Annotated in this window: 17 protein-coding genes and 1 riboswitch; of the genes, 1 reads left to right on the top strand and 16 read right to left on the bottom strand. The window is 64.0% G+C overall.

The window, feature by feature from the left end; genetic code table 11:
* Positions 1 to 16 precede the first annotated feature (16 nt).
* From ugpQ to ugpB, 7 genes are all read right to left on the bottom strand, one after another.
* Entirely contained in the window at positions 17 to 751 is a 735-nt protein-coding gene (gene ugpQ / locus KVP10_RS01375; RefSeq protein WP_217962669.1) for a glycerophosphodiester phosphodiesterase, read from the bottom strand.
* Positions 752 to 931: 180 nt separating this feature from the next.
* On the bottom strand, positions 932 to 1,945 hold the full coding sequence (locus tag KVP10_RS01370; protein WP_246600234.1) for a sugar-binding transcriptional regulator: 1,014 nt from the start codon (positions 1,943 to 1,945) through the stop codon (positions 932 to 934).
* Positions 1,946 to 1,991: 46 nt separating this feature from the next.
* Positions 1,992 to 2,909 (bottom strand): NHL repeat-containing protein, encoded by a 918-nt coding sequence (locus KVP10_RS01365; RefSeq protein WP_217962668.1) that lies wholly within the window; start codon positions 2,907 to 2,909, stop codon positions 1,992 to 1,994.
* A gap of 127 nt (positions 2,910 to 3,036) precedes the next feature.
* Positions 3,037 to 4,110 (bottom strand): sn-glycerol-3-phosphate import ATP-binding protein UgpC, encoded by a 1,074-nt coding sequence (locus KVP10_RS01360; RefSeq protein WP_217962667.1) that lies wholly within the window; start codon positions 4,108 to 4,110, stop codon positions 3,037 to 3,039.
* A 1-nt stretch (position 4,111) separates the two neighbouring features.
* Positions 4,112 to 4,963, bottom strand: a complete 852-nt coding sequence (gene ugpE / locus KVP10_RS01355) for a sn-glycerol-3-phosphate ABC transporter permease UgpE (protein WP_217962666.1) — start codon at positions 4,961 to 4,963, stop codon at positions 4,112 to 4,114.
* Positions 4,960 to 5,844, bottom strand: a complete 885-nt coding sequence (ugpA, locus tag KVP10_RS01350; RefSeq protein WP_217962665.1) for a sn-glycerol-3-phosphate ABC transporter permease UgpA — start codon at positions 5,842 to 5,844, stop codon at positions 4,960 to 4,962. Before ugpA ends, ugpE begins: the two co-directional genes overlap by 4 nt.
* A gap of 110 nt (positions 5,845 to 5,954) precedes the next feature.
* Positions 5,955 to 7,265, bottom strand: a complete 1,311-nt coding sequence (ugpB, locus tag KVP10_RS01345; protein WP_217962664.1) for a sn-glycerol-3-phosphate ABC transporter substrate-binding protein UgpB — start codon at positions 7,263 to 7,265, stop codon at positions 5,955 to 5,957.
* Positions 7,266 to 7,839: 574 nt separating this feature from the next.
* Here ugpB and KVP10_RS01340 point away from each other — a divergent pair.
* Positions 7,840 to 8,655, top strand: coding sequence for an undecaprenyl-diphosphate phosphatase (locus KVP10_RS01340; RefSeq protein ID WP_217962663.1), 816 nt, complete (start codon positions 7,840 to 7,842; stop codon positions 8,653 to 8,655).
* Positions 8,656 to 8,761: 106 nt separating this feature from the next.
* Here the strand turns inward: KVP10_RS01340 and KVP10_RS01335 are convergent, their stop codons facing one another.
* From KVP10_RS01335 to KVP10_RS01295, 9 genes are all read right to left on the bottom strand, one after another.
* A complete protein-coding gene (locus KVP10_RS01335) occupies positions 8,762 to 10,108 on the bottom strand; it encodes a hypothetical protein (RefSeq protein WP_217962662.1) in 1,347 nt (448 codons plus the stop codon).
* A gap of 37 nt (positions 10,109 to 10,145) precedes the next feature.
* Complete coding sequence (eno, locus tag KVP10_RS01330) at positions 10,146 to 11,459, bottom strand: phosphopyruvate hydratase (protein WP_217962661.1); 1,314 nt, start codon at positions 11,457 to 11,459, stop codon at positions 10,146 to 10,148.
* Entirely contained in the window at positions 11,452 to 12,999 is a 1,548-nt protein-coding gene (locus tag KVP10_RS01325; protein ID WP_217962660.1) for a MutS-related protein, read from the bottom strand. Before KVP10_RS01325 ends, eno begins: the two co-directional genes overlap by 8 nt.
* Entirely contained in the window at positions 12,996 to 14,531 is a 1,536-nt protein-coding gene (locus tag KVP10_RS01320) for a MutS-related protein (protein WP_217962659.1), read from the bottom strand. The genes KVP10_RS01325 and KVP10_RS01320 overlap by 4 nt, the downstream gene beginning before the upstream one ends.
* 277 nt (positions 14,532 to 14,808) lie before the next feature.
* Positions 14,809 to 14,875, bottom strand: a riboswitch (Fluoride riboswitch).
* 83 nt (positions 14,876 to 14,958) lie between these two features.
* Positions 14,959 to 16,944 carry a proton-conducting transporter transmembrane domain-containing protein gene (locus tag KVP10_RS01315; RefSeq protein ID WP_217962658.1) on the bottom strand — a complete coding sequence of 662 codons (1,986 nt, stop codon included), beginning with the start codon at positions 16,942 to 16,944 and terminating at the stop codon, positions 14,959 to 14,961.
* Positions 16,937 to 17,755 carry an NADH-quinone oxidoreductase subunit B family protein gene (locus KVP10_RS01310; protein ID WP_217962657.1) on the bottom strand — a complete coding sequence of 273 codons (819 nt, stop codon included), beginning with the start codon at positions 17,753 to 17,755 and terminating at the stop codon, positions 16,937 to 16,939. The genes KVP10_RS01315 and KVP10_RS01310 overlap by 8 nt, the downstream gene beginning before the upstream one ends.
* 68 nt (positions 17,756 to 17,823) lie before the next feature.
* Positions 17,824 to 19,296 (bottom strand): hydrogenase large subunit, encoded by a 1,473-nt coding sequence (locus KVP10_RS01305; protein ID WP_217962656.1) that lies wholly within the window; start codon positions 19,294 to 19,296, stop codon positions 17,824 to 17,826.
* A gap of 20 nt (positions 19,297 to 19,316) precedes the next feature.
* Complete coding sequence (locus KVP10_RS01300; protein ID WP_217962655.1) at positions 19,317 to 20,894, bottom strand: proton-conducting transporter transmembrane domain-containing protein; 1,578 nt, start codon at positions 20,892 to 20,894, stop codon at positions 19,317 to 19,319.
* Positions 20,848 to 21,528, bottom strand: a complete 681-nt coding sequence (locus KVP10_RS01295; protein ID WP_217962654.1) for a hydrogenase — start codon at positions 21,526 to 21,528, stop codon at positions 20,848 to 20,850. Before KVP10_RS01295 ends, KVP10_RS01300 begins: the two co-directional genes overlap by 47 nt.
* Between the last annotated feature and the right edge of the window lies 1 nt (position 21,529).

Here is a 21,529-nt window from a genome sequence, read left to right as displayed (position 1 = left end):
CCGCGCCTCGCGCCATTCAGGAAAAGTCGGGGCCGATCAGGTCGATGCGATCGGTGCAGAACGCATCCACGCCCCAGGACAACAATTCGCGCGCCAGCTCGGGTTCGTTCACCGTATAGCAGAACAGCCCGAAACCCTGGGCCTTGACCGCCTGCGCCTGCTCGCGTGTCAAGTGCTTGTAGTTCGTATGCAGAGCGATCGCGCCCAGGTCTTGCATGATCGCTGTCAGATCGTCGGGCACCGCGCTGGACAGAAAACCGCGCGGGATCTCCGGCGCAACATCTTTGGCCGCTCGCAGCGCGTCGGCCGAAAACGAGGAAAACAAGGGCATGCGGCCGCCTTTGGGCAGGTGCTGGCGCAGCAACTGCGCGGCGGCCCGTCCCGTTTCCGTCTCGAAACCCGGGGCGGGCTTGATCTCGACGTTCATCCAGATGTCGTTGGCATTGCAGTAGTCGATTATTTGCAGGAAGGTCGGCACAGGCTCCCCTGCGTAGCGCGGATCGAACCAGGCGCCGGCATCCATGGTCACCAACTGCGCCGAGGTCGATTCCGGCACGCTGCCGCCGGCGGCGACCGTGCGGCCGAAGACCGGGTCGTGCATCAGCACGGGAACCTGGTCGGCGGCCAGCATCACATCGAATTCGACGGCGCGAAAGCCGTGCTCGAAGCCGCAGCGCATAGCGGCCAGGGTATTTTCAGGGGCGAGCGTGCCGCCGCCCCGATGCGCGATGATCTTGGGAAAAGGCCACATGATTGATAACTCGAAAGAAGGTGTTGGTCGAAGGGTCGGTTTGTCGAAGGATCATAAAGGCCGCGCCGGGCGCGGCCCGGAAATACCGGGAAACATGCAGGCCTAGAGCCCTGGGGGCCGTTTTGTCATAAGGCTAGCCGCCGGCGGGCCTCACGCAAAGGCAGAAAAAACGGGCGCTCATCACTTGGGCGCCGGCGTGGACGAAGCCAGCAGCCGCGCCGTGGGCTCGTCGATGATCAGTTCGTTGGCGTAGCGCCCGCGCAGCGCCGCCCGGATGGCGTCTATTTTGCTGAGCCCCGAGATGACGCAGATCGAATGCCTGGCCTTGCGAAACAGCGACAGGTCGGGGCCGCTGGTGCGCTTGTTCAGCGCGATGTCGCGATAGCTGCCGTCGTCGCGAAAAAACACCGTGGCGATGTCGCCCGCCACGCCGTCGGCGATCAAGGATTCCATGTCCTGCGGCTCGAGGTAGCCGCCGCTGTGGATCTGGCTGGGGACCGCGGCCGACAGCGCCCCGATGCTGAAAAGCATGATGTCGGCGCGCTGTTGCATTTCCAGCAGGCGGCGCACGCTGCGCTCGCGCCACAATGCCTTCTTGGTTTCGGGGTATTCGAAGAAGGCAGGCACCGGAAAGGGTTGCGGGCGCGCATCGTAGTTGGCCGCGAACTGCATGATGATATTGCTGCTGAACGCGTTGCTCATGCTTTGCGTCGTTCCCGAGCCATTGAGCTGTACCACATCGACGTTGACCGTGGCCTTGGGCGTCAGGCGCTCGACGACGGCATTGACCGTGTTGCCCCAGGCCAGGCCGATCACCATGTTCGACGCGACCACCGTGTTCAGGTAGGCCGCGGCGTGGCTGGCGACGCGCTGCAGCCATTCCAGTTCGCCCGCCGACTCGGGCACCGACACCACTTGCGCGCGGCGCAGGCCGAAACGCTCTTTGAGCAGCGATTCGAGCTGCCCGGGATGTTCGCGCGGGTCGTGGATGCGGATCTCGACCAGCCCGTTGTCGCGTGCAAAGCTCAGCAGGCGCGACACCTTGGAGCGCGACAGGCCCAGCTCGCGCGCAATGTCGGTGGTGGTCATCTGCTGGTAGTAATACAGCCGCGCAACGGTAATGGCGCTGGACCACAAGCCCGGTTCGTCGGCCGAACGGTTTGCCGCGGCGTCGTTTTGCGTCATCGAGTCCATGAGTAGCTCCGAGCCTGGGTGCGGACGGCAAAAGCAGGCCGGCGCGTCACTGCAGCTTGCTTACGTCCATCCTGAATACGATAGGAAATATGGTCTTCCATTTCGACCAGCGCGGCGAACCCGCCTCGGACACCGCCCACAACCCTCCCTGGGGGTCGAAGCCCATGTCTTCGATGCCGTTCACCATCGTGTGCTGTTCCAGCACTTTACCCGACACCGGGTCGACTTTCTGCACCAAGCCATGCTTGCTGTTGCTGAAGGCCAGCCAAAGATAGCCTTGGGCATCGAAGGCTGCGCCCTGCGCCATAGGCGTGATGGAAAAGCTGCGGGTGGCCGCGCGCTCGTCGATCACGGTATCCGTCTTGCGGTCGAACAGCGCGTACGGCAGGTAGAACACCTTGGAGCCTTCCGCCTTCTTGTCATAGGCTCCGGTAAGTATGGACCCTTGGCGGAAATCGACGAAAGACCCCTTGACCGCGCCGCCCAGCGAGATCGTGCCCTGCAGGGCATGTTCGGAATTGCCGTCGGCGAAAGCCCTGGCCAGGTCGATCCGGTACAGGCGCCGCGTGTCGGAGACGATCAGCATGCCCTTGCCGGCGTAGACGATGCCGCCGGCGTGCCTGACCGTGGGTGGCAGGTCGAAACGGCCCGTGGTGCGCCCGGTACGAGGATCGAGCTGGTATATCCGGCACGGGCCGCCGCCGACCTTGGGATTGTCGCTCTGGTAGCTGGAAACCAGCAGATGGCCGTCGGCGTACGTGATGCCCTGCGGCACAAAGCCGTCGTTCAGCCCCGGCGCCCAGATCATCGTAGTGATCGCCTGGGAATTCGGGGGCGTGCTGGCCTGCGCCGGAATATATGAAGGCGGAGTGCCCAGGATGGCCGCCGATGCGGCGGTGCTCAGGGCCAGGGCACCGAACAGGCACAGCCCGGTCCGGATCAATTGACGTAGCGGGCTTTTCATCACGGTCTCGTGCCTCGTGTGCGGTTTTCGGTCGATGTTTTGGCCGATGCCGGTTGGCGGCATCGTGCCCGGGCCCAGGAACATGCCCCGCAGGGGTATGTTCCGCAGCCGCATGCAAGCGGCCGGATCAATCCAGCCGGAGTGTCGTCTGCGGGTCGAACCAGTGGACGCTGGCGGGCTCGAAGCCGGCCGTGACCCTGTCGCCGACCGCGACGCGGGTGCCAGTGGCGGTACGCACTACCACCGACTGCCCGCCCGTCTTGCCGTATACCAGCAGTTCGGAACCCAGGGCTTCCACCATTTCCACCGCCAGCGCCATGCCGGGCTGGCCCAGCACCAGGTGCTCGGGCCGTATGCCCATGATGCACTCGCGGCCTTGCGGTGCGCGGCAGCCCGCCGGCAGGGGAATCGCGGCGCCCTCCCCCGGCATGAAGCCCGAGCCGTCGCTCTCGACCTTGCCGTGCAGCAGGTTCATGGGCGGGGAGCCGATGAACCCGGCCACGAAAGTGCTCTTGGGCTTGTCGTACACCTCGACCGGCGTGCCGATCTGCTCGGCATTGCCGGCGTTCATGACTATCATGCGCTGGCCCAGCGTCATGGCCTCGACCTGGTCGTGCGTCACGTACAGGCTGGTGGTGCCCAGCGTACGGTGCATTTTCTGGATTTCCAGGCGCATCTGCACGCGCAGCTTGGCATCCAGGTTGGACAAAGGCTCGTCGAACAGGAATACCGCAGGCTCGCGCACAATGGCGCGTCCCATCGCCACGCGCTGGCGCTGGCCGCCCGACAACTGGCGCGGCGTGCGTTGCAGCAGCGTGGCCAGTTCGAGGATTTCCGCGGCCTTGCGCACCCGCTGCTCGATGTCCGCCTTGGAAAAGCGCCGGATCTTCAGGCCGTAGGCCATATTGTCGTAGACGCTCATGTGCGGGTACAGCGCGTAGTTCTGGAACACCATCGCGATGTCGCGGTCCTTGGGTTCCAACTGGTTGACCACGCGTTCGCCGATCACGATCTCGCCGCCGGTGATTTCTTCCAGGCCGGCGACCATGCGCAGCAGCGTCGACTTGCCGCAGCCCGAAGGACCGACCATCACGACGAATTCGCCATCGGCGATATCCACCGAGATGCCGTGTATGACCTCGAGCGCCTTGTCGCCCTTGCCGTAGGACTTGGTGACGTTTTTCAGATGTACTTGTGCCATGTCATTTGTCGGAATCGACCAACCCTTTAACGAACCATTTCTGCATGAACACCACGACCAGGCCCGGCGGCAGCATCGCCAGTATCAGTGTGGCCATCACCACGTTCCACTCCACCGCCGAGTCGCCGCCCGAGATCAGCCGCTTGATGCCGATGCCTATGGGGTACATGCTCTGGTCGGTGGTGGCCAGCAGCGGCCACAGGTATTGGTTCCAGCCGTATATGAACATGATGACGAACAGCGCCACCAGATTGGTGCGCGACAGCGGCCACAACACGTCCTTGAAAAAGCGCATCGGACCCGCGCCGTCGATGCGCGCGGCCTCGGCCAGCTCGTCGGGCACGGTAAGAAAGAACTGCCGGAACAGGAACGTGGCGGTGGCCGAGGCGATCAGCGGAATCGTCAGGCCGGCGTAGCTGTTGAGCATGCCCAGGTCGGACACCACCTGGTAGGTCGGCGTGATCCGCACCTCGATGGGCAGCATCAGGGTCAGGAAGATCAGCCAGAAAACCACACTGCGGCCAGGAAAGCGGAAATACACCAGTGCAAACGCCGACAGCATCGAGATGGCTATCTTGCCGAACGCGATGCCCAGCGCGGACACCAGGCTGACCCACATCATGCGGCCGATCGAGCCTACGTCGACGTGGCCCGACGAGCCGCTGACGAATACCTGCACGTAGTTGTGGATGAGCTGCGTGCCCGGTATCAGCGACAGCGGCGCCTGGGCCGCCTGCTCGGCGCTCTGGGTGCTGGCCACGAAAGCGATGTAGAGGGGAAACGCGACCAGCGCGGCGCCGCACAGCAGCACGGCGTGGCCGATGAAATCGAGGACGGGACGGCGTTCGATCATGAGTACTGCACCTTGCGTTCGACGTACTTGAACTGGAGAACCGTCAGCGTGATCACCACGGTCATCAAGACCACGGACTGCGCCGCCGAGCTGCCGATGTCGCCGCCGCGGAAGCCGTCGAAGAACACCTTGTACACCAGGATCTGCGTGTCTTTTTGCGGGCCGCCCTGCGTGGTGGCATCGATGATCCCGAAGGTGTCGAAGAACGCATAGACGATGTTCATCACCAGCAGGAAGAATGTGGTGGGCGACAGCAGCGGGAAGACGATGGTGGCGAAGCGCCGCACCGGGCCCGCGCCGTCGATTGCCGCGGCCTCGACCAGGGATTTCGGGATCGACTGCAGGCCCGCCAGGAAGAACAGGAAGTTATAGCTGAGCTGCTTCCAGATGGCGGCGATGACGATCAGTATCATCGCATCGGTGCCATTGAGCGTGCTGTCCCAGTGTATGCCGAAGTGTTCCAGCGCCACGGCGATGATGCCCAGTCCCGGCGACAGCATGAAGCTCCAGAGCGTGCCCACCACGACGGGGGCCACCGCGTAGGGCCAGATCAGCAAGGTGCGGTAGAACGCCGAGCCGCGCAAGGCCCGGTCGGCGAAAGCCGCCAGGATCATCGACAGCGTCATGCCGAAGAAAGCGACGCTGACGGAAAAGATAGCCGTGGTCTTGAACGACGCGAGATAGCTGCCGTCCTGGAACAGGTCGTAAAAATTGCTCAGGCCGGCGAATTGCGAGGAAAGCCCGAATGCATCCTGCATCTGCACCGACTGGTACAGGGCCTCGATGGCAGGCCAGAAGAAGAACAGCAGCGATACGATGATCTGCGGAGCGACCAGCGCATAAGGTAGCCAGTAGGATTTGAAGCGGGCGCGTTTTTCCATAGCGAATATTCAATGAGGCGCGGCGGTGCGTAGCGTCGTCGGGCGCCGGCCGCCCGAGCCCCCCGCCGGGCGGCAGGGAACGTGGCTTGCCGGCGCGTCTGCTGCGCAGGCTACTGATTGGCCTTCTGGAAGCGCACCAGCAGCTTGTTGCCGCGTTCCACGGCGCTGTCCAGCGCCTGCTTGGCGGTCTTCTTGCCGGCCCAGACACCTTCGAGCTCTTCGTCGATGATGCCGCGGATCTGCACGAAATTGCCGAGGCGGATGCCGCGCGACTTGTCGGTGATCTTGACGATCATCTGCTTGACTGCGACGTCCGTGCCGGGATGCGTCTTGTAGAAGCCCGACTTCTTGGTCAATTCATACGCTGCGATAGTGGCCGGCAGGTAGCCGGTGGCCTGGTGCCATTCGGCCTGAACTTCGGGCTTCGACAGGTATTCGAAGAACTTGGCCACGCCCTTGTATTCGTCCGGCTTCTTGCCGCTCATGACCCACAGCGAGGCGCCGCCGATGACGGTGTTCTGCGGCGCGCCCTTGACGTCCGCATAGTACGGCAGCGGCGACACGCCGAATTTGAACTGCGCGTTCTTGACGATATTGCCGTAGGTAGCGCTGGACGAGGTCAGCATCGCGCACTTGCCGGTGAAGAACTTGGAGTCGCCCTCGGTCTTGCGGCCGGAATAGACGAACAGGCCCTGCTTGGCCCAGTTTGCGAGGTTCTGGATGTGGCGCACATGCAGCGGGCTGTTGAATTCCAGCCTGGCGCCCAGGCCGCCCATGCCGTTGTCTTCGCTGGCGAACGCCACGTTGTGCCAGGCCGAGAAACTTTCCAGCTCGACCCACGACTGCCAGGAGGTGGTGTACGGGCACTGCACGCCGCTGGCCTTGAGCTTCTTGGCGTCGGCCAGCACGTCAGCCCAGGTGACCGGGGGCTTTTCGGGATCCAGCCCCGCCTTGGCGAACATGTCCTTGTTATAGAAGAACACCGTGGTCGAGCTGTTGAAAGGCAGCGACAGCATCTCGCCCTTGTTGGTGGTGTAGTAGCTGGCCACCGCGGGCACATAGGCCTTGGGATCGAACTTCTCGCCGGCGTCCTTCATCAGCTTGGTGACGGAAACAATGGCGCCCTTGGCATGCATCATGGTGGCGGTGCCGACCTCGAACACCTGCAGGATGTTGGGCGCGTTGCCGGCGCGATAGGCCGCGATCGCCGCCGCCATCGACTCGTCGTAACCACCCTTGTAGATAGCCTTTACTTTATAGTCGGGCTGGCTCTTGTTGAAATCGGCCACCATGGCCTGGATGCGGTCGCTCAAGGCGCCGGTATTCGAATACCACCACGTGATTTCGGTAACGGCGTGCGCAGAGCTTGCGGCCGCCATCATCAGCGTCGCGGCTGCCAGGGGTTTGAAATTGAAACGCATGGAGGTCTCCTTGAGCCTAGTCCCGCCCGAGCATGGCGGCGGATGGCGTACGACGCAGCGAGTCGCGTATAGCGGCGGTGCGCAACTAGCCCGCGTACCGCTGCCGACCCGCCCTTTTCGCATAGTGATAGCGGTCCGGTGCGCCGACAGTTTGTGAATAACGATTCCCGCGCCCTGCGCTCCATGACATGGAATCACAGGCCCTCAGGGGCATGGTCTGCAAAAATTGCAGGGTGACTATACGAGATATTGCACATCCGTGCAACAAGAGTGAAATTATGTGCGAGACTGCGAAAAACGCCGCATAAGCAGTATCCGCGCGGCTCGGCAGGATACCTTGCAAAATTGACAGGAGTGCGACACAGGCGTGATCCTAGGGTAAACACGGGTAGGTTTGCGATGTCTACGAGGCCGCAAGCTCCGCCCCTGCAAAAAAGCTGCCGCAAGACCGCATTCCAGCCCTATGCCGGCCGGCGCCCATGCTTGCGATCCGTTCGGCCCATTTACTTTCGGCAATAATTGGCGGCTCGCCGGGCCGCTACAATTCCGCCACCCGCATCTCTCCGGTTTCCCCATGTCCCACTTCCAGATCATCCTGCTCGCCATCGTGCAAGGCGTGAGCGAGCTGTTTCCTATTTCCAGCGTGGCCCACGCGGTGCTGACGCCCTGGGCCTTCGGCTGGAATCTCACCCCCGAATTCCTCAAGATCCACTTCCTGCCGGTAGTGGTGATGCTGCACCTGGGCACCGCCATCGCCCTGCTGCTGTATTTCCGCAAGGACTGGATCGCCTTTGCCCGCAGCGTGCTGGGCGGACGCGATGCCGTGGCGCGGCGCGAACTGCTGCTGGTGGTGGTCGGCACGGTGCCCGCGGCCTTGATCGGGCTGATCTTCGAAAAAGCCTTGAAAGGCATTTTTTCGGATGTGACCTCCGCCGCCGTGTTCCTGATCGTCAACGGCGTGATCCTGTTCGTAGGCGAAAAGGTGCGCGGCCGCGGCACTCGCGAACTGACCGAGCTCAGCCTGCCGCAAGCTCTGGGCATAGGCCTGGCCCAATCGCTCGCCTTGATACCGGGTTTTTCCCGCTCGGGGGCCAGCATGGTCGCCGGCTTCTGGGCCGGCCTGAACCACGCTGCGGCGGCCCGCTATTCCATGCTGCTGGCCACGCCGATCATCGCGGGGGCCAGCATCCTGGAAATCCCCAAGCTTGCCCACCAAGGCGGAGCACAGGTCATGCAAACCGCCCTGCTCGGCGCCGTGGTGGCCGGCGTGGTCGCCTACCTCAGCGTCTGGGCCCTGATGAGCTGGTTCAAGCGCAACGAAATCAACGCTATGCGGCCCTTCGCTTTCTATTGCTGGCTGGTGGGCGCGCTGGTACTGATCATCAGTTAACCCGGCGGCCGGCACGGCGGCCGCACGGTCTATTCCCTCCGCCACGGCCTGCCTGTGGCGGCCCTGCGCCGCACGGCGGCGCCGCGCACCGATATGCGGCCCTGTCCTAGGCAATGTGGCCTCCGCCACCCGCCTGCAAGTTCGAAAGAATGCTGGCCCGCAGGTTCTGCTGCGGCGCGTAGATCAGGGCTTCGGCCAGATGCTTGAGACACAACTGCCGGGTCAGACCGCCCTGCCCGGCTTGCGAGGCGCAGGCATAAGCACGCAGCCAGGACGACACGGCGCCGCGCAGGGCAATGTCCGCAGCCTGGCAGCCCGGACAATGCAGGCGCATATAGCAGGAAAGCTCTTCGCCATCTTCCTCCGGGTGCGCGGCTCCGTGCGCAGCGGCGTCGCCGCCGGGCGGTTCTGCCCCGGCCCTGGCGGGAGGATCGAACCAGCGCAGGGAGTTGCGCGAGCGTTTCTTTGCCGGCGCCGCGACGGGCTTGAGCTTGCGCCGAGCCGCAAAAGCAGCGTCTATATATGCGCCCGCCAGCGCCCGCAGGCCGGCCGTGGTCTGTCCGTCCAGGCAGATTCCCAGATGTTCGGCGCAAGTCGGCAGCGCCAGCCAAGCAGGCTGCTCCAGGCGTATGGTCGAGCTCACCGCGTCCAGCCAACTTGCCCGGGCCTGCCGCAGTTCGCGGCATACCGGGCACGAGACGAATCCTGCAGCCGCGCTGCCGCGAAAAAGCGCCAGATCTGCGCCGGACACCGTGTCCATGCCGGGCGCCTGCCCCGCATCGGATGCGGCCTGCACTGTGTCGAACACATATTCCACCAGCGCCGCCGTGTCGCGAGGATCGCAGCACATGCTTGCGCCGCTTTCCGCGCGGGCCTGCAAACGTTCGATTATGGCCTTGCCCTTGCGCCGCAGGGCGCGCAGCAGCCGGCTCTTGAGGGCGCCGCCATCGCAGCGCTCGGTCAATTGGCGCGCATGCTCGAAGCATAGCCGGTCCGACAGCAGCGCCGAGGCCCGGTCCCGCCCTGCCTGGATGTCCCGCAACTTGCGGGAGATGCGGTGCCCCGCGAGACGCCGGCAGTACAGACAAGCGGGACAATGATTGCGGGCGCCAAAAACGATTTCCTGCAATACCTCGTCCTGCAGCCGCGTCCGGCTCAGTAGCGACGCAAACCCCGCGCGGGCTTCATCGATGCGCAGGCCGACCCAGTCGCGCAACTCGGGATCGCTGCGCAGCAACTGCTCATGGCCGGGGCAGAATCCCATGCTGGCCACCAGCGCCTGCGTCAACCCGCGCCGCATGCGGCCATCGCGGCGCAAACGCGCCAGATACTTGTCGTGCGCCTCGCCCAATTGCCCGCATACCTCGCAGCCTGGGCCAGGCGCCTCTGCGGCGGAGCCCACCGCAACGCCATTTGCGCCGGTACCCCGAGTGAGATCGGACGGCACCATCATCGTCCCAAGGATTTCGCGTGTGCGGCGGGCGTCCAATTCACGGCGCTGCCGTGCAGGTTCCCCCCAGATGGGGAAAGGCCGATCTGCCGGCATAGACGGCCTTGTCGCCCAGTTCGCGCTCGATGCGCAGCAGCCGGTTGTATTTGGCGACTCGTTCGCCGCGCGCCGGGGCGCCGGCCTTGATCTGCCTGCAGTCCATGGCCACGGCGAGGTCGGCGATGGAGGTGTCGCAGGTTTCGCCCGAACGGTGCGATACCAGGCAGGTGTAGCGAGCCTGTTGCGCCAGCCGAATGGTCTGGAGCGTCTCCGTGATGGTGCCGATCTGGTTGGGCTTGATCAATATGCTGGTGCATACCCCGCTGTCGATGCCGCGCTGCAGGAACTTGCGGTTGGTGACGAACAAGTCGTCGCCGATGACCTGCACCCTGTCGCCCAGGCGGGCCGTCAGGTTCCTGAAACCGTCCCAATCGTCGTCGGCCAGCGGGTCTTCGAGCGATATGATGGGGTAGCGGCCGATCCAGTCTTCCCAGTAATCGGTCATTTCGTCGCTGGACAGGTTCAGTCCGTCGCGCTTCAGAATATAGCGGCCGTCCTTGACCATGCCGCTGGCCGCCGGATCGAGGCCGATGGCTATCTGTTCGCCGGGACGGTAGCCTGCCCGCTCTATGGCGCGCAGGATCAGCTCCAGGGACTCTGCGTTCGACTTCAGCGTAGGAGCGAATCCCCCTTCGTCGCCCACCGTGGTGGGCAAACCGGCGTCCCGCAGGACGTGATAGAGGCAATGATAGGTTTCGGCCCCGAAGCGCAGGGCTTGCGCGAAGCTGGACGCCCCGACAGGTATCAGCTTGAACTCCTGGATGTCGGACCCGTCCGGCGCGTGAGCCCCGCCATTGAGCACATTGAACATGGGCACAGGCAATACGCGCGCCTGGCCGCCGCCCAGGTATTGATACAGGCCTTGCCTCCGCGCCCGCGCCGCGGCCCGGGCGCAGGCCAGGGAAACGCCCAGGATGGCATTCGCGCCCAGGCGTTGCTTGTACTCGGTGCCGTCGAGCTCTATCAGCGCCGCATCCACGCCAGCCTGGTCATCGGCGCGCATGCCCGCCAGCGCCGGGGCGATGACGTCGTTGACATTGGCCACCGCATGCAGCACCCCGCGGCCCTCGTAGCGGCCGGGGTCGCCATCGCGGCTTTCCATGGCTTCGTACCTGCCCGTCGATGCGCCCGAAGGCACCGCCGCCGAAGCCACGGTGCCGTCTCGCAGGCCGGCGCATACTTCCACCGTCGGATAGCCGCGGGAATCGAGGATTTCCTGGGCCACCAGGAACAAAATTCGGGTATTGTCAGCCATTCGCGTCTCCGGTTCCTATGGCCGCCGCACTGCTCGCCGACGGCGGCGATTCGAATATCTTGCTGTACAGATCCTCGCCATAGCCGGTCTTCAGCGGCTCGCCCGATTCCAGCTTGAAGGTGCGGGTTCCGCCGGATTCGCGCTGCGCACGCAGGAACCACGAGCCGGCAAGGCGGCGTTCGTAGCAATCGTGCGCGTACTCGTACATATGGGTGACGAAGACGATCTTGATTCCCTGCTCCAGCAAGGCCTCGGTGATCTGGCGGGAAATTTCCGAACCTTCGCGCTCGTTGGTTGCCGCGAAGGATTCGTTGAACAACACCATGGCATGCGTGGTGATCTGGTCGACGATGTCGTTCATGCGGCTCAGTTCTTCATCGAGTTTGCCGCTCTTCATGGTGGTGTCCTCTTCGCGCTTGTAATGAGTGAACAAGCCGTCGCAGACATTGGCGGTATAGGATTCGGCTGCCACGTGCATGCCGCATTGCATCATCAACTGCGACAGCCCGACGCTGCGCAGAAAGGTCGATTTGCCTCCCTGGTTGGCGCCGGTGACAATCACCAGGTGTTCGGGCTCCGCCTCGAAATCATTGCCCACCACTCTTTTGGACATGTGCAGCGACAGGCAGATGTCGTACAGGCCGCGAAAGGCGTGCAGGTGCCGGTCGCTGCCGACGGGCACGGGCAGGCACAGGGGCTCTTGTTTGCGCGCCAGGGTGTCGTGCAAGTTCAGGCAGGCTATGTAGAACGCCAGCTCGGTCTGCAGCAGCGTGAAGAAGCTCAGGATGTGGTCGGTGGATTGCGCCAGCGCATTGGCCACCATATTGATGCCCCTGTCCTTGAGCTCGGACAGCGCACGCGCACCGTTCTCGTCGCGCTCGGCGATGGTGAATGCGAACGGCGATTTACGATGCGGCAAGAGCTTTTTAAGCCAGCAGCGCCGGTTTTGCGCCGGCTGGCGCAGCACATAGTGCGTGCCCTTGTTGCCCTGGCCCAGTTCCGCGCTGACCAGGACGCCGTCACGGAATTTTAATGTCTTCAAGTGCCCCTGGATTTCGTCGAAATACTCGTCGCTGAGCTCTCTCTTGAGCATGGCGAAAAAGTTGCCGAAGCCCTCGGACTCGAACTCGCCCGCATGCTGCTCGGCAGTCGCGCGCAAGCTTTTTAGTGCGGCAATGAACGTTTGCAGCACTTCGATGGCGCGGCTCAAGACTGCGGCCGGATATTTCCCGAAAAAACCGTAATAAACCTTTTTTTCCTTTTCAATCGCGTCCAGCGCCAAGGCGTAGATGCTCTTGACCAGCTCCGCATTCTTCTGGCAATCGCGCAACACCGCCTGGCGATACAGAATCGTGTCCACATCGTTGGACATGGCCGACAGGATCGCGTGCCTGGATACGTCGAACAGGAACTTGTCGTCGCGCGCCATGGCGCCGAACAGGGTGTTGAGCTCCAGGTCCTGGGTCAGGATCCATTCGTTGGCCGGCAACTTGCGGTTCAAGTCGAAATCCCGGTCCCTGTACATGAGGAAGGCTTTCATGATTGCAGCCGCTCCTTCAGCAAAGCGTAGGTAAGCCGGTACTTCTCGGCGATGGACAGCGCATAGGCGAGCCCGTCGGGCTGCTTGCGCACGACCTTGTAGGTGCGCTGCGCGGGGTTGTCGGGGACGATGGTGCTGGACATGCTGACGATCGTGTCGCTGAGCGTGCCCAGCTCGTCCAGGAAAGTGACGCAGACTGCAATAATGTCCTGTTCGATGAGATGCTCCAGCACGCTGCGGCTGAGGACGAGCGCATCCTGCGTGGTCGTGGACGTGAAGATCTCGTTCATGATGACGATGCTGCGAGGCGTCGCTTTTTGCAGGATGTCGTGGATGCGCACCAGATCGTCCTGCAGCTTGCCGCGCAGATTCTTGATGTTTTCTTCCCGCTCGTAGTGCGTATAGATGCGGTCCGGCAGGAACAGCCTGGCGCGGCTGCCCGCCACGGGACAGCCCAGGCTGGCCAGGTAGTGCAACTGCCCGAACGTCCTGGAAAACGTGGTCTTGCCGCCGTTGTTGGGGCCGGAGACGATGACTATGCGCTCCTTGCCCTCGAGATGGAAGTCATTGCACACCACGGGCGAGCCGTCCTGCGCCAGCTTGTAGGCCAGGGCCAGGTCGAAGCCGTCTTCGCTAAGCAGCGACTTGTCGGAGTCGGACATCTCCGCGTAGCAGAATTTCAGGCCCGAGCGCCGCAGGCGGGCAATGTGCTCGAGCCAGGCTACATAGAACTGCACCTCGCGGTCGAAGCGCGCGATCACCGCGTCAAGGTAGCCCTTGTTGGACGCGCAATATGCCTCCAACTGCGCAAAGACTTCCGGGTTGCGCCGCGCCACCAGGTCGAGCACTTGCGCCTCGATGTGGTTCATGTCCGGCCATTCGGAAAACTTGATGCGGTAATCCTTGACGGCTCCAAGCTTGAATTTTTCGAAAGTCTTGCCGACCACCGCGCTGTAGTCGGGCTCCTCCTCATAGGGCAGGACTTCGATCGTGTCGCCATGGATGTGCATGCAGTAGCGCACCCCCGCCAAGCCGCCGATGACCGCGGCAGTCTGCTCCTGCAGGGCTCGGAAGGCAGCGCCCTGCACATAGGCGGACAGGTAGTCGCGCAAGGCCGCCATGCCCGCGGACCGCGGCCGGTCGGCGGCCACGTCGCGGGAAAACGCGATGACGCCATCACAGTAAGTGCGGACCGCGTCCAGAAACCACCATTGCTTCTGGTACTTGTAGTAGAGCTTTTCGGCTTGCTGCAGCCGCTCGCGCATATCGCGCATGGCCTGGGCGAAGGCGCGTACGTGGTCGATCAGGCTGCCGCCCTCGAGGTCCTGCATGATCTCGTTGCGATAGCGTATGGCTGCGAGATCGCCCAGCGGTGCGCGAAAGAACGGCGCGAGATCGTATTCTTCCTTGCCCGCAATGGCCGTGGCGACGATCTTGTCCAGGCTCAGGTCGACGAAAAAATCGGGCGCAGGCAAGGCTTGCACCCGCAAGCCTTCATCGGCTTTCTGGAACAATATGCTGTCGAAGTCCATAGGCTTTCCCCTTCAGGCCCGGATCGGCGATACGCCGCGGCATGTCCTGCCTCGCAACAAGGCCGTGCATCGGAACTGCTGCGTACTCGCAGGTCGCCGGCTCGGCGGCGCGATCGGCACGGTCACTGCGCGCGTGTAGCGCTGCGCGTTTCGGGGCGTCTGAAAAACCGATACCACGACCCGGCAAGCAACAAGGCCGAGCCGAACAAGATCGATGGGGAATGGGATAGGAACTGGAATTGGCTGGCTGCATGAAGCATTACGATCTCCTGAACAGAGCTTCGCAGGCATCATCAGCCGATGGGATCAGCGGTTGAAGGAGGAATGCCATCTCCTTGCACGTATTTTAACATTGAATATACATCGCTGTCGATAAAACACCCACGCAACACCCGCGAAATCGGCAGATCGAGGGGCCCGTCCCAGGCTACTGCCACAAGGTCAGGAACAGGATGGCCGCAAGCAAGAGGCCGATGAACGACAGATAGAAATTCAAGTCGCCCGATTGCAGGCGCCTGAGGCCTCCCGCCAGGCGCCACACGAATTCCCTCAGCGGGTCGAACAATATGGTTTCGAACATATTGGCGACGTCGTGGCGGAAATCCAGGCTTTGCAGGAAATACACATTCGCGCCATGCGTGCGCACGGCGCTCTGCACCGGCCGATAAATGAAACGGTAATAATTGCGCAAGGCATTGGCGAAACTGAGCGAGGAGGTCGCGGCGCGTTGCGGGTCTTCGATCATGCCGCCATACCAGACCCGCGCCCGCCTGGGGCGGCGGCGCCAGCCGGCCCATAGCAATAGCAAGGGAATGGTCGCCAGCAGCGGCATGGCGATCACCAGCTTCGACGGCGATATGAAGGCAAAGGTATTGGTCAGAGGCACCAATATCCAGTTGTCGGCCATGGCTGCGGCGCCGTGAGCCCCGAAGATCGCAAAGTCTATGTCGTCCAGCGCCTTGATCCAGACCGGCAGGCCCGCGGCGCACACCAGCACGCCCAGGCCCAGCGCCAGCACGCACCAGCCATAGCGCTTCGGGAAAGGCTGCCGGTCGCCCGCCGGGCGCGCGCCGAGCAGGCCGACCCCGAACAGCTTGATGAAAGTGGCCAGCGCCACTGCGGCCGTGAGCGCCAAGCCGGCGCCGGCCAGCGCCAGGATCAGCTTGCTGCCCAGATCGTCGAGGTGGAAGCCCTGGAACACAGTCTGGAAGGTGAACCATTCGCTGACGAAACCCATTTGCGGAGGGATGGCCGCCAGGCTCATCGCGCAGCACAAGGCGCCTACCCCGAGCGCCGGCCCGGCCCTGCGCAACCAGCCGCGCTGCTCGATGGTGTAGCGTCCCACCGAGCGATAAATGCCGTCGGCGCACAAGAACAAGCCGCCCTTGGCAAGCGCGTGGCCGGCCAGATGCAGAAAGGCGACCGTCCAGGCGAGCGCCGCCAGATCCGCATGGCCATTTTCGCGGAATATGAGACAAGCCCCCAGGGCCGTCACCGCAACCGACGCGTTCTCGGCCGTAGACAATGACAAGAGCGCGCGCCAGTCGTTCTGCTGCAACGCATGCAGCACCGTGAAGATGGCCGAGAGCACGCCGATCGCCGTCACCACTGCCCCCAGTATCAGCAGCCACAGGCCCCCGCCGGGCAGCCACTGGACCAGCCCGCGCGCAAGCGCAAAGAATGCGGCATTGAGTATCACCCCCGACAAAATCGCTCCCGAGGCGCCGCTGCCCGAAGCATAGGCTCCGGCGAACCATTCGTAGAAAGGCAGCAGGCCCAGCTTGGCGCCGAACCCTGCCAGCAACAGCAAGCCCAGGAATATCTTGAGCCCTCCGGACATGCCTCGCGCGGCCTGCGGGAATTGCGCGAAGCCCATGGCGCCGTGGGCGGCGTGGCCCAGGATGAGGCAAGCCAGCAACAGGGCCACAGCGCCTACTTCCAGCAGCGCCAGCATGAACAGACTGGCCTGCCCCGACTGGGCCGACAGCGATTCGGACAGCAACATGGCAGCCCCGCCCAGGCTCATGAGTTCCCAGGCGATCAAGAATGCGTAGGCATCCTGCGCTCCGTACACGCCCAACGCGCCGAGCAGGGACACGGCCACCCCGAACAGCCATCCGGCCGAACCCTGCCGTGCCGGGGTGCACAAGGCCACGGCCAGCGTGGCCGGCGCAAATCCGAAGAACATCAGCCAGAGCGCGTCGGTGGAATACGCGAAGCGCATGGGCTGGCCGGCCAGCGCCAAGGCCACGCCGAAGCCCTGCGTGCCCGCATGCAGCGCCCAGGCAGCCTGGATGGCGGCCAATGCTGCGCCCGTGGCGATCAGCCAGCGGGCCGCGGCAGTCCGCTTGTACAGCGCCGCCAACAGGCCAAGGACAAACAAAACGAAGATGACAAGAAATCCCTCAGCCATCCTGGCCTCCTCGATCCATTCGGCCCCCGTGCACCTGCTGGGCACCGCGCTCGAGCAGCAACAGCAAGGCCTGGATAATGGCTGCCGGATTGGGCGGGCAGCCCGGCAGATAGACGTCGACGGGAAGCATGCCGTCCAAGCCATTGCCGCAAGCATAGCCGCCGCCGTTCACGCCGCCCGATACCGCACAGGTTCCCATGGACATGACGAATTTCGGCGCCGGCATGGCTTCGTAGGTTTCCATCAAGGGGCCGCGCATTGCATACGTCACCGGCCCGGTCACCAGCAGCAGATCGGCGAAACGCGGGGACGGCGTGAAGAATATGCCCAGGCGATGCAGGTTGTAGAACGGATTGTTCAGGGCCTGGAGCTCCGACTCGCAGCCGTTGCAGGAACCCGCGTCGACGTGGCGCACGTGCAGGCTCCTGCCGAAGACTCGCCGGACCGTATCCCGGAGCCGGCCCGCCTCATGCGAGGCCAGCGCCTGCGCCCATACCAGGTCTTCGCGCCGGCGCACGCCGAAGGCCCAGTCGCCCGAAGCGCTGAAGGCTCCGCTGGGGCAAGCCTCGACACAGGCCTGGCATACGATGCAGCGCCCGTAATCCACGTCCAGCCGCCCTTGCGGCCCGTCGGCTGCCAGAGTGATGGCATGCGGCAGGCAGGCGTCGACGCAACGCCTGCAGCCATCCTCGCACAACTCGGGGTCGTAGCGCGGCATGCCCAGCACACCTTCCTGCCCCTCGTTGCCCGAACGGGGCCAGGCCGTGCTGGCCTTGCCTTGCATCAAGCCGTACAAAGTCCACAAGGGCATGTCGTTCTCCTGTTGCTCGCAGCGGGCCCGCAGGGAAAGCGCCCGCCTCTTTCGGTACGGGCCCGCTCCTAGCGGTCGCAGCCGGCCATGGTCAGGCCGAAGCTCGCTTCATTGATCGCATAATCCATCATGTTGCTGTCATGCACGGTAAACGGGAACACGCGCCAGTTGGAAAAGCTGGGGGACTTGATCTTGACGCGCGCCAGGCGGCCTTCCGGCCCCATGTGCACCGCATAGAACAGGCCCCCGCGCGGCGACTCGGCCCAACCCAGCCCTTCGGCATGCGCCCGCGCCACGCAAGGGCTGCGCACCGGGCCGCGCGGCATCTGGTTCAGCACATGGCTGAGCACTTCCAGGCTGTGCTCGATCTCGGCAATCCGCACTTGCTGTCGGGCATGGGCGTCGCCCGCATGCGCCCTCGCCACACGCACCGGCCAATGCTCGTAGCCGCCATAGGCCTGGTCGCTGCGCAAGTCTCGCTCGCGCCCGCTGGCCCGTTCGATGGGGCCGGTGGCGCCCTGGTCATAGGCGGCCCGGCCGCCCAGGATGCCGTTGGTAATCAGCCGGTCCAGGTGCGGCGTGCTGCTTTCCAGCATGCGCATGTAAGTGGAAATCTGCTTGTGCAGCGCGTCGAGCTCGGACTCCAGGTTGCGCAGCGACAGCTCGCGGCGCAGCCCCCCGGGCACGATCACGCTGCGCAGCAAGCGGCTGCCGCAGATCTTGCCGTTGATTTGCTTGGCGAGTTCTTCCAGGTAGAGGCCTTCGGCCTCGCCCACCTTGAGCGTCGTGGTGTGGCTCAGGTGCGCCAGATAATGCAAGTGGTTGTAGAGCCGTTCGAGCTCGGCCAGGACCAGCCGCTGGGCCTGCGCGCGCTCGGGCACCTCGCAGCCGGCCGCGGCCTCCACCGCCTGGCTGTATGCCAGGGCATGGGCGACCGAGCCCACGCCCGATACGCGCTCGGCCAGCAATACCGCGAGTTCCGGCGATTGTCCTTCGAAGCGCTTTTCCATGCCGCGGTGCTTGAAGAACAACTGGGCGTGATAGTGAAGTATGGCCTCGCCGATGTAGAAGAATACGAACTGCGCCGACTCGACCACCCCGGCGCGCACCGGCCCGAAGGGCAATTGCTGGATGTCGTCGCGATCCGGCCCGGACATTTCGGGCAGCTCGTAAGGCACGGCGCGATAGCTCAACAGCGGCTCGCGGCCCGAAGCATCCAGCGGCGGCTGGCTCATTTCGGCGCCCGGCAGGAATATCAGCGGCTCGGGCTGCGGCTGGTTCTCGAAGGCCAGGCCGCACATATCGGTGATCTCGCGCTCGTACCACGACATCAGCGGCTGCAAGGCCGCCAGGCTCGGCACGCCGCGGGCATCCGGGCGGCAGCGCCAGACGCATAGCGGCGACTTGGTGGTTTCCTGCACGACGTAGCGCAATTCCGGCTGGCCCCGGCCCCCCGGCGGCAGCCATGCATAGGCGAACAGCATGGTGCCGCTGTGTTCCACCAGCAGTTTGCAGCGCGCCTGCAAATCGCCTGTATCCATGTCTTCGATCCGCGGCGGGTTCATGTTCCGCCTCCCATGCCCAGGCTCGCCGCGGCCGTGGCAAAAAAGCGCAAGATGGCGTCGGGCCACCACAGCCCCAGTACCAGCAGCGGGATGAATGCCAGCCACATGGGGACCACGCACCACAGGCGCAGCGGCGCCAACGGGCCGCCGCCTGCCGTATGCGGCCCGCGCGATTCCCGCCCCGGAGCCGGGCCTGTCCCGGCCGCGCCCGGCGCGGGGCGGCCGAAGTACATGGCCCGGAAATGATTCAGGAAGCCGGCAAAAATCACGATGAGCAGCACCGCCATTGCGAACACCGCCCAGCCGTTGATGCTTGCCAGGCCCGCCCGCAGTATCACGATCTCGCTCAGGAACAAGCCGAAGGGAGGCGCGCCGGTGATGGCCACTGCGCCGGCCAGCCACAGCCAGCCCGGAGCGCCCCAGCGCTTGGGCACTTCGCGTATGGACTTGATCTCCAGGCTTCCCCAGGACTGCACCGCATTGCCGGCGCCGAAGAACATCAGCGATTTATTCAGGGAATGGTTCAGCATGTGGTAGAGCGCGCCCGCGATGCCCAGCGGGCCGCCGAAGCCGAAGCCCAGGGCCAGCACGCCCATGTGCTCGATACTGGAATACGCCATCAGGCGCTTGATATTGGTCTGGCGCACGATAAACAGCGCCGCGATGAACAGCGAGGCCACGCCCAGCGCCACCACCACGGTTCTGGGTATCGGGCCGAGGCGCGCCGCGTCGCTTATCTGCAGGTAGCGGGCTATGCCTATCATTGCGGTATTCAGCAGCGCGCCGGACAGCATCACGGAAACCGGCGCCGGGCCCTCGCTGTGGGCGTCCGGCAGCCAGGTGTGCATGGGCGCCAGCCCGACCTTGGTGCCGAAGCCTATGGTAACCAGCAGGAACGATGCAGTGGCGATCGAGCGATCCAGGTGCGGCGCCGCCTCGCGCAGCGCCTGCCATGTCATGTCGTAGGTCTGCCCCAAGACCAGGCTGCCGCCCCAGTAATAGAGCACGGTGCCCAGCAGCGCCAGGCTGATGCCGGCCGAGACGACCACGATGTATTTCCAGGCGGCCTCTATGCTTTCGCCGTCCAGCTCGAAACACACCAGGAAGGTGGACACCAGCGTGGTGAGCTCGATGGCGATCCAGTACACCCCGACGTTGTTCATGAAAGGACAGGCCAGCGTGGTGAATCCGAACCCGGCATACAGCGCATAAAAACGATGCAGGCGTGCGTCTTCTCCCACATTGCGCATGTAGCCGATGGCGTAGATGGATCCCAGCAGGTAGACGCTGGCCACGCACAGCAGCACCCAGGCGCCGATGGGGTCCACCACGATGTAGTTCGAGAGCAGATACAACGGGCCGCCCAAGCTCAGCGGCAGCAGCCGCAACGTGGCCGCGAAAGCCAGCAATGCCGCGGCCAGGTTCAGGAATTCCGCGGCGCGGGCATGGCGCACGACGGCACAGATCAAGGCCGCGGCCAAGGGGGCCAGCAAAATGAGGGCGATGCACCAGGCGATGGCCATGAGCTCACCCCACCAGCTTGCGCAAGGCTCGGGCGTTGGTGGCGCCGGCATGCGCCGCCAGGTAGCGCACCAGGATGCCGAAGCAAGCCACCACCACCAGCAGGTCGAACAGGATGACCAGCTCGATCAGCAGCGGCATGCCCGGAACCAGGATCTGGCTGCCCAGGAATATGCCGTTTTCCAGCACCAGCAGGCCCAGCACCTGGCTGATGGCCTCGCCGCGCACGCTCAGCATCAGGAAGCCGATCAGCTTCATCGACAGCATCACGGTCAGGGCCAGCACGGCGACCGTGCCTGTGACCCCTAGATTGGCGGCCAGGTGATTGGAAACCACGAAGGCGAATAGCGTCAGCAGCCCACCTATTACCAGGCTCATGCTGGGCGACAGGCGTTCATGCAGCTCGCGGTCCACGTCCAGGCGCACGACTACGCGCAGGATCATCCAGGGCAGCGCCACTCCGCGGAACAGCGCGGTAAGCACGGCGATGAGATAGAGCTCGGTGTAATGCCCGTAGTAGCCGACAGCAGCCGACAGAATGGCGATCAGCCATGACTCCGCGGCAAAGGCGAGCAGGTAATCCTTGAGCCAGCGCGAACCCAGCATGACGAAAGCCAGCAGCAGGCTGCAGATCGCCAGCAGGCTGAACAGCGAATCGGCCAGCGGCGGCAAATGGGCGGCAAGCATG

This window comes from Candidimonas humi, assembly GCF_019166065.1.
Lineage (GTDB): Bacteria > Pseudomonadota > Gammaproteobacteria > Burkholderiales > Burkholderiaceae_B > Candidimonas > Candidimonas humi.
The sequence above is the reverse complement of the archived record's forward strand: the minus strand, read 5'-3'. Positions and strand labels throughout refer to the sequence as shown.

Coding starts and splice junctions, on each gene's coding strand:
- KVP10_RS01365 (WP_217962668.1), bottom strand. CDS start 2,909: ATGAAAAGCCCGCTACGTCAATTGATCCGGACCGGGCTGTGCCTGTTC.
- ugpE (WP_217962666.1), bottom strand. CDS start 4,963: ATGATCGAACGCCGTCCCGTCCTCGATTTCATCGGCCACGCCGTGCTG.
- eno (WP_217962661.1), bottom strand. CDS start 11,459: ATGGCTGACAATACCCGAATTTTGTTCCTGGTGGCCCAGGAAATCCTC.
- KVP10_RS01320 (WP_217962659.1), bottom strand. CDS start 14,531: ATGGACTTCGACAGCATATTGTTCCAGAAAGCCGATGAAGGCTTGCGG.
- ugpQ (WP_217962669.1), bottom strand. CDS start 751: ATGTGGCCTTTTCCCAAGATCATCGCGCATCGGGGCGGCGGCACGCTC.
- KVP10_RS01295 (WP_217962654.1), bottom strand. CDS start 21,528: ATGCTTGCCGCCCATTTGCCGCCGCTGGCCGATTCGCTGTTCAGCCTG.
- KVP10_RS01300 (WP_217962655.1), bottom strand. CDS start 20,894: ATGCCGGCGCCACCAACGCCCGAGCCTTGCGCAAGCTGGTGGGGTGAG.
- KVP10_RS01310 (WP_217962657.1), bottom strand. CDS start 17,755: ATGCCCTTGTGGACTTTGTACGGCTTGATGCAAGGCAAGGCCAGCACG.
- KVP10_RS01370 (WP_246600234.1), bottom strand. CDS start 1,945: ATGGACTCGATGACGCAAAACGACGCCGCGGCAAACCGTTCGGCCGAC.
- KVP10_RS01335 (WP_217962662.1), bottom strand. CDS start 10,108: ATGATGGTGCCGTCCGATCTCACTCGGGGTACCGGCGCAAATGGCGTT.
- ugpB (WP_217962664.1), bottom strand. CDS start 7,265: ATGCGTTTCAATTTCAAACCCCTGGCAGCCGCGACGCTGATGATGGCG.
- KVP10_RS01315 (WP_217962658.1), bottom strand. CDS start 16,944: ATGGCTGAGGGATTTCTTGTCATCTTCGTTTTGTTTGTCCTTGGCCTG.
- KVP10_RS01305 (WP_217962656.1), bottom strand. CDS start 19,296: ATGGATACAGGCGATTTGCAGGCGCGCTGCAAACTGCTGGTGGAACAC.
- KVP10_RS01325 (WP_217962660.1), bottom strand. CDS start 12,999: ATGAAAGCCTTCCTCATGTACAGGGACCGGGATTTCGACTTGAACCGC.
- ugpA (WP_217962665.1), bottom strand. CDS start 5,844: ATGGAAAAACGCGCCCGCTTCAAATCCTACTGGCTACCTTATGCGCTG.
- KVP10_RS01340 (WP_217962663.1), top strand. CDS start 7,840: ATGTCCCACTTCCAGATCATCCTGCTCGCCATCGTGCAAGGCGTGAGC.
- KVP10_RS01360 (WP_217962667.1), bottom strand. CDS start 4,110: ATGGCACAAGTACATCTGAAAAACGTCACCAAGTCCTACGGCAAGGGC.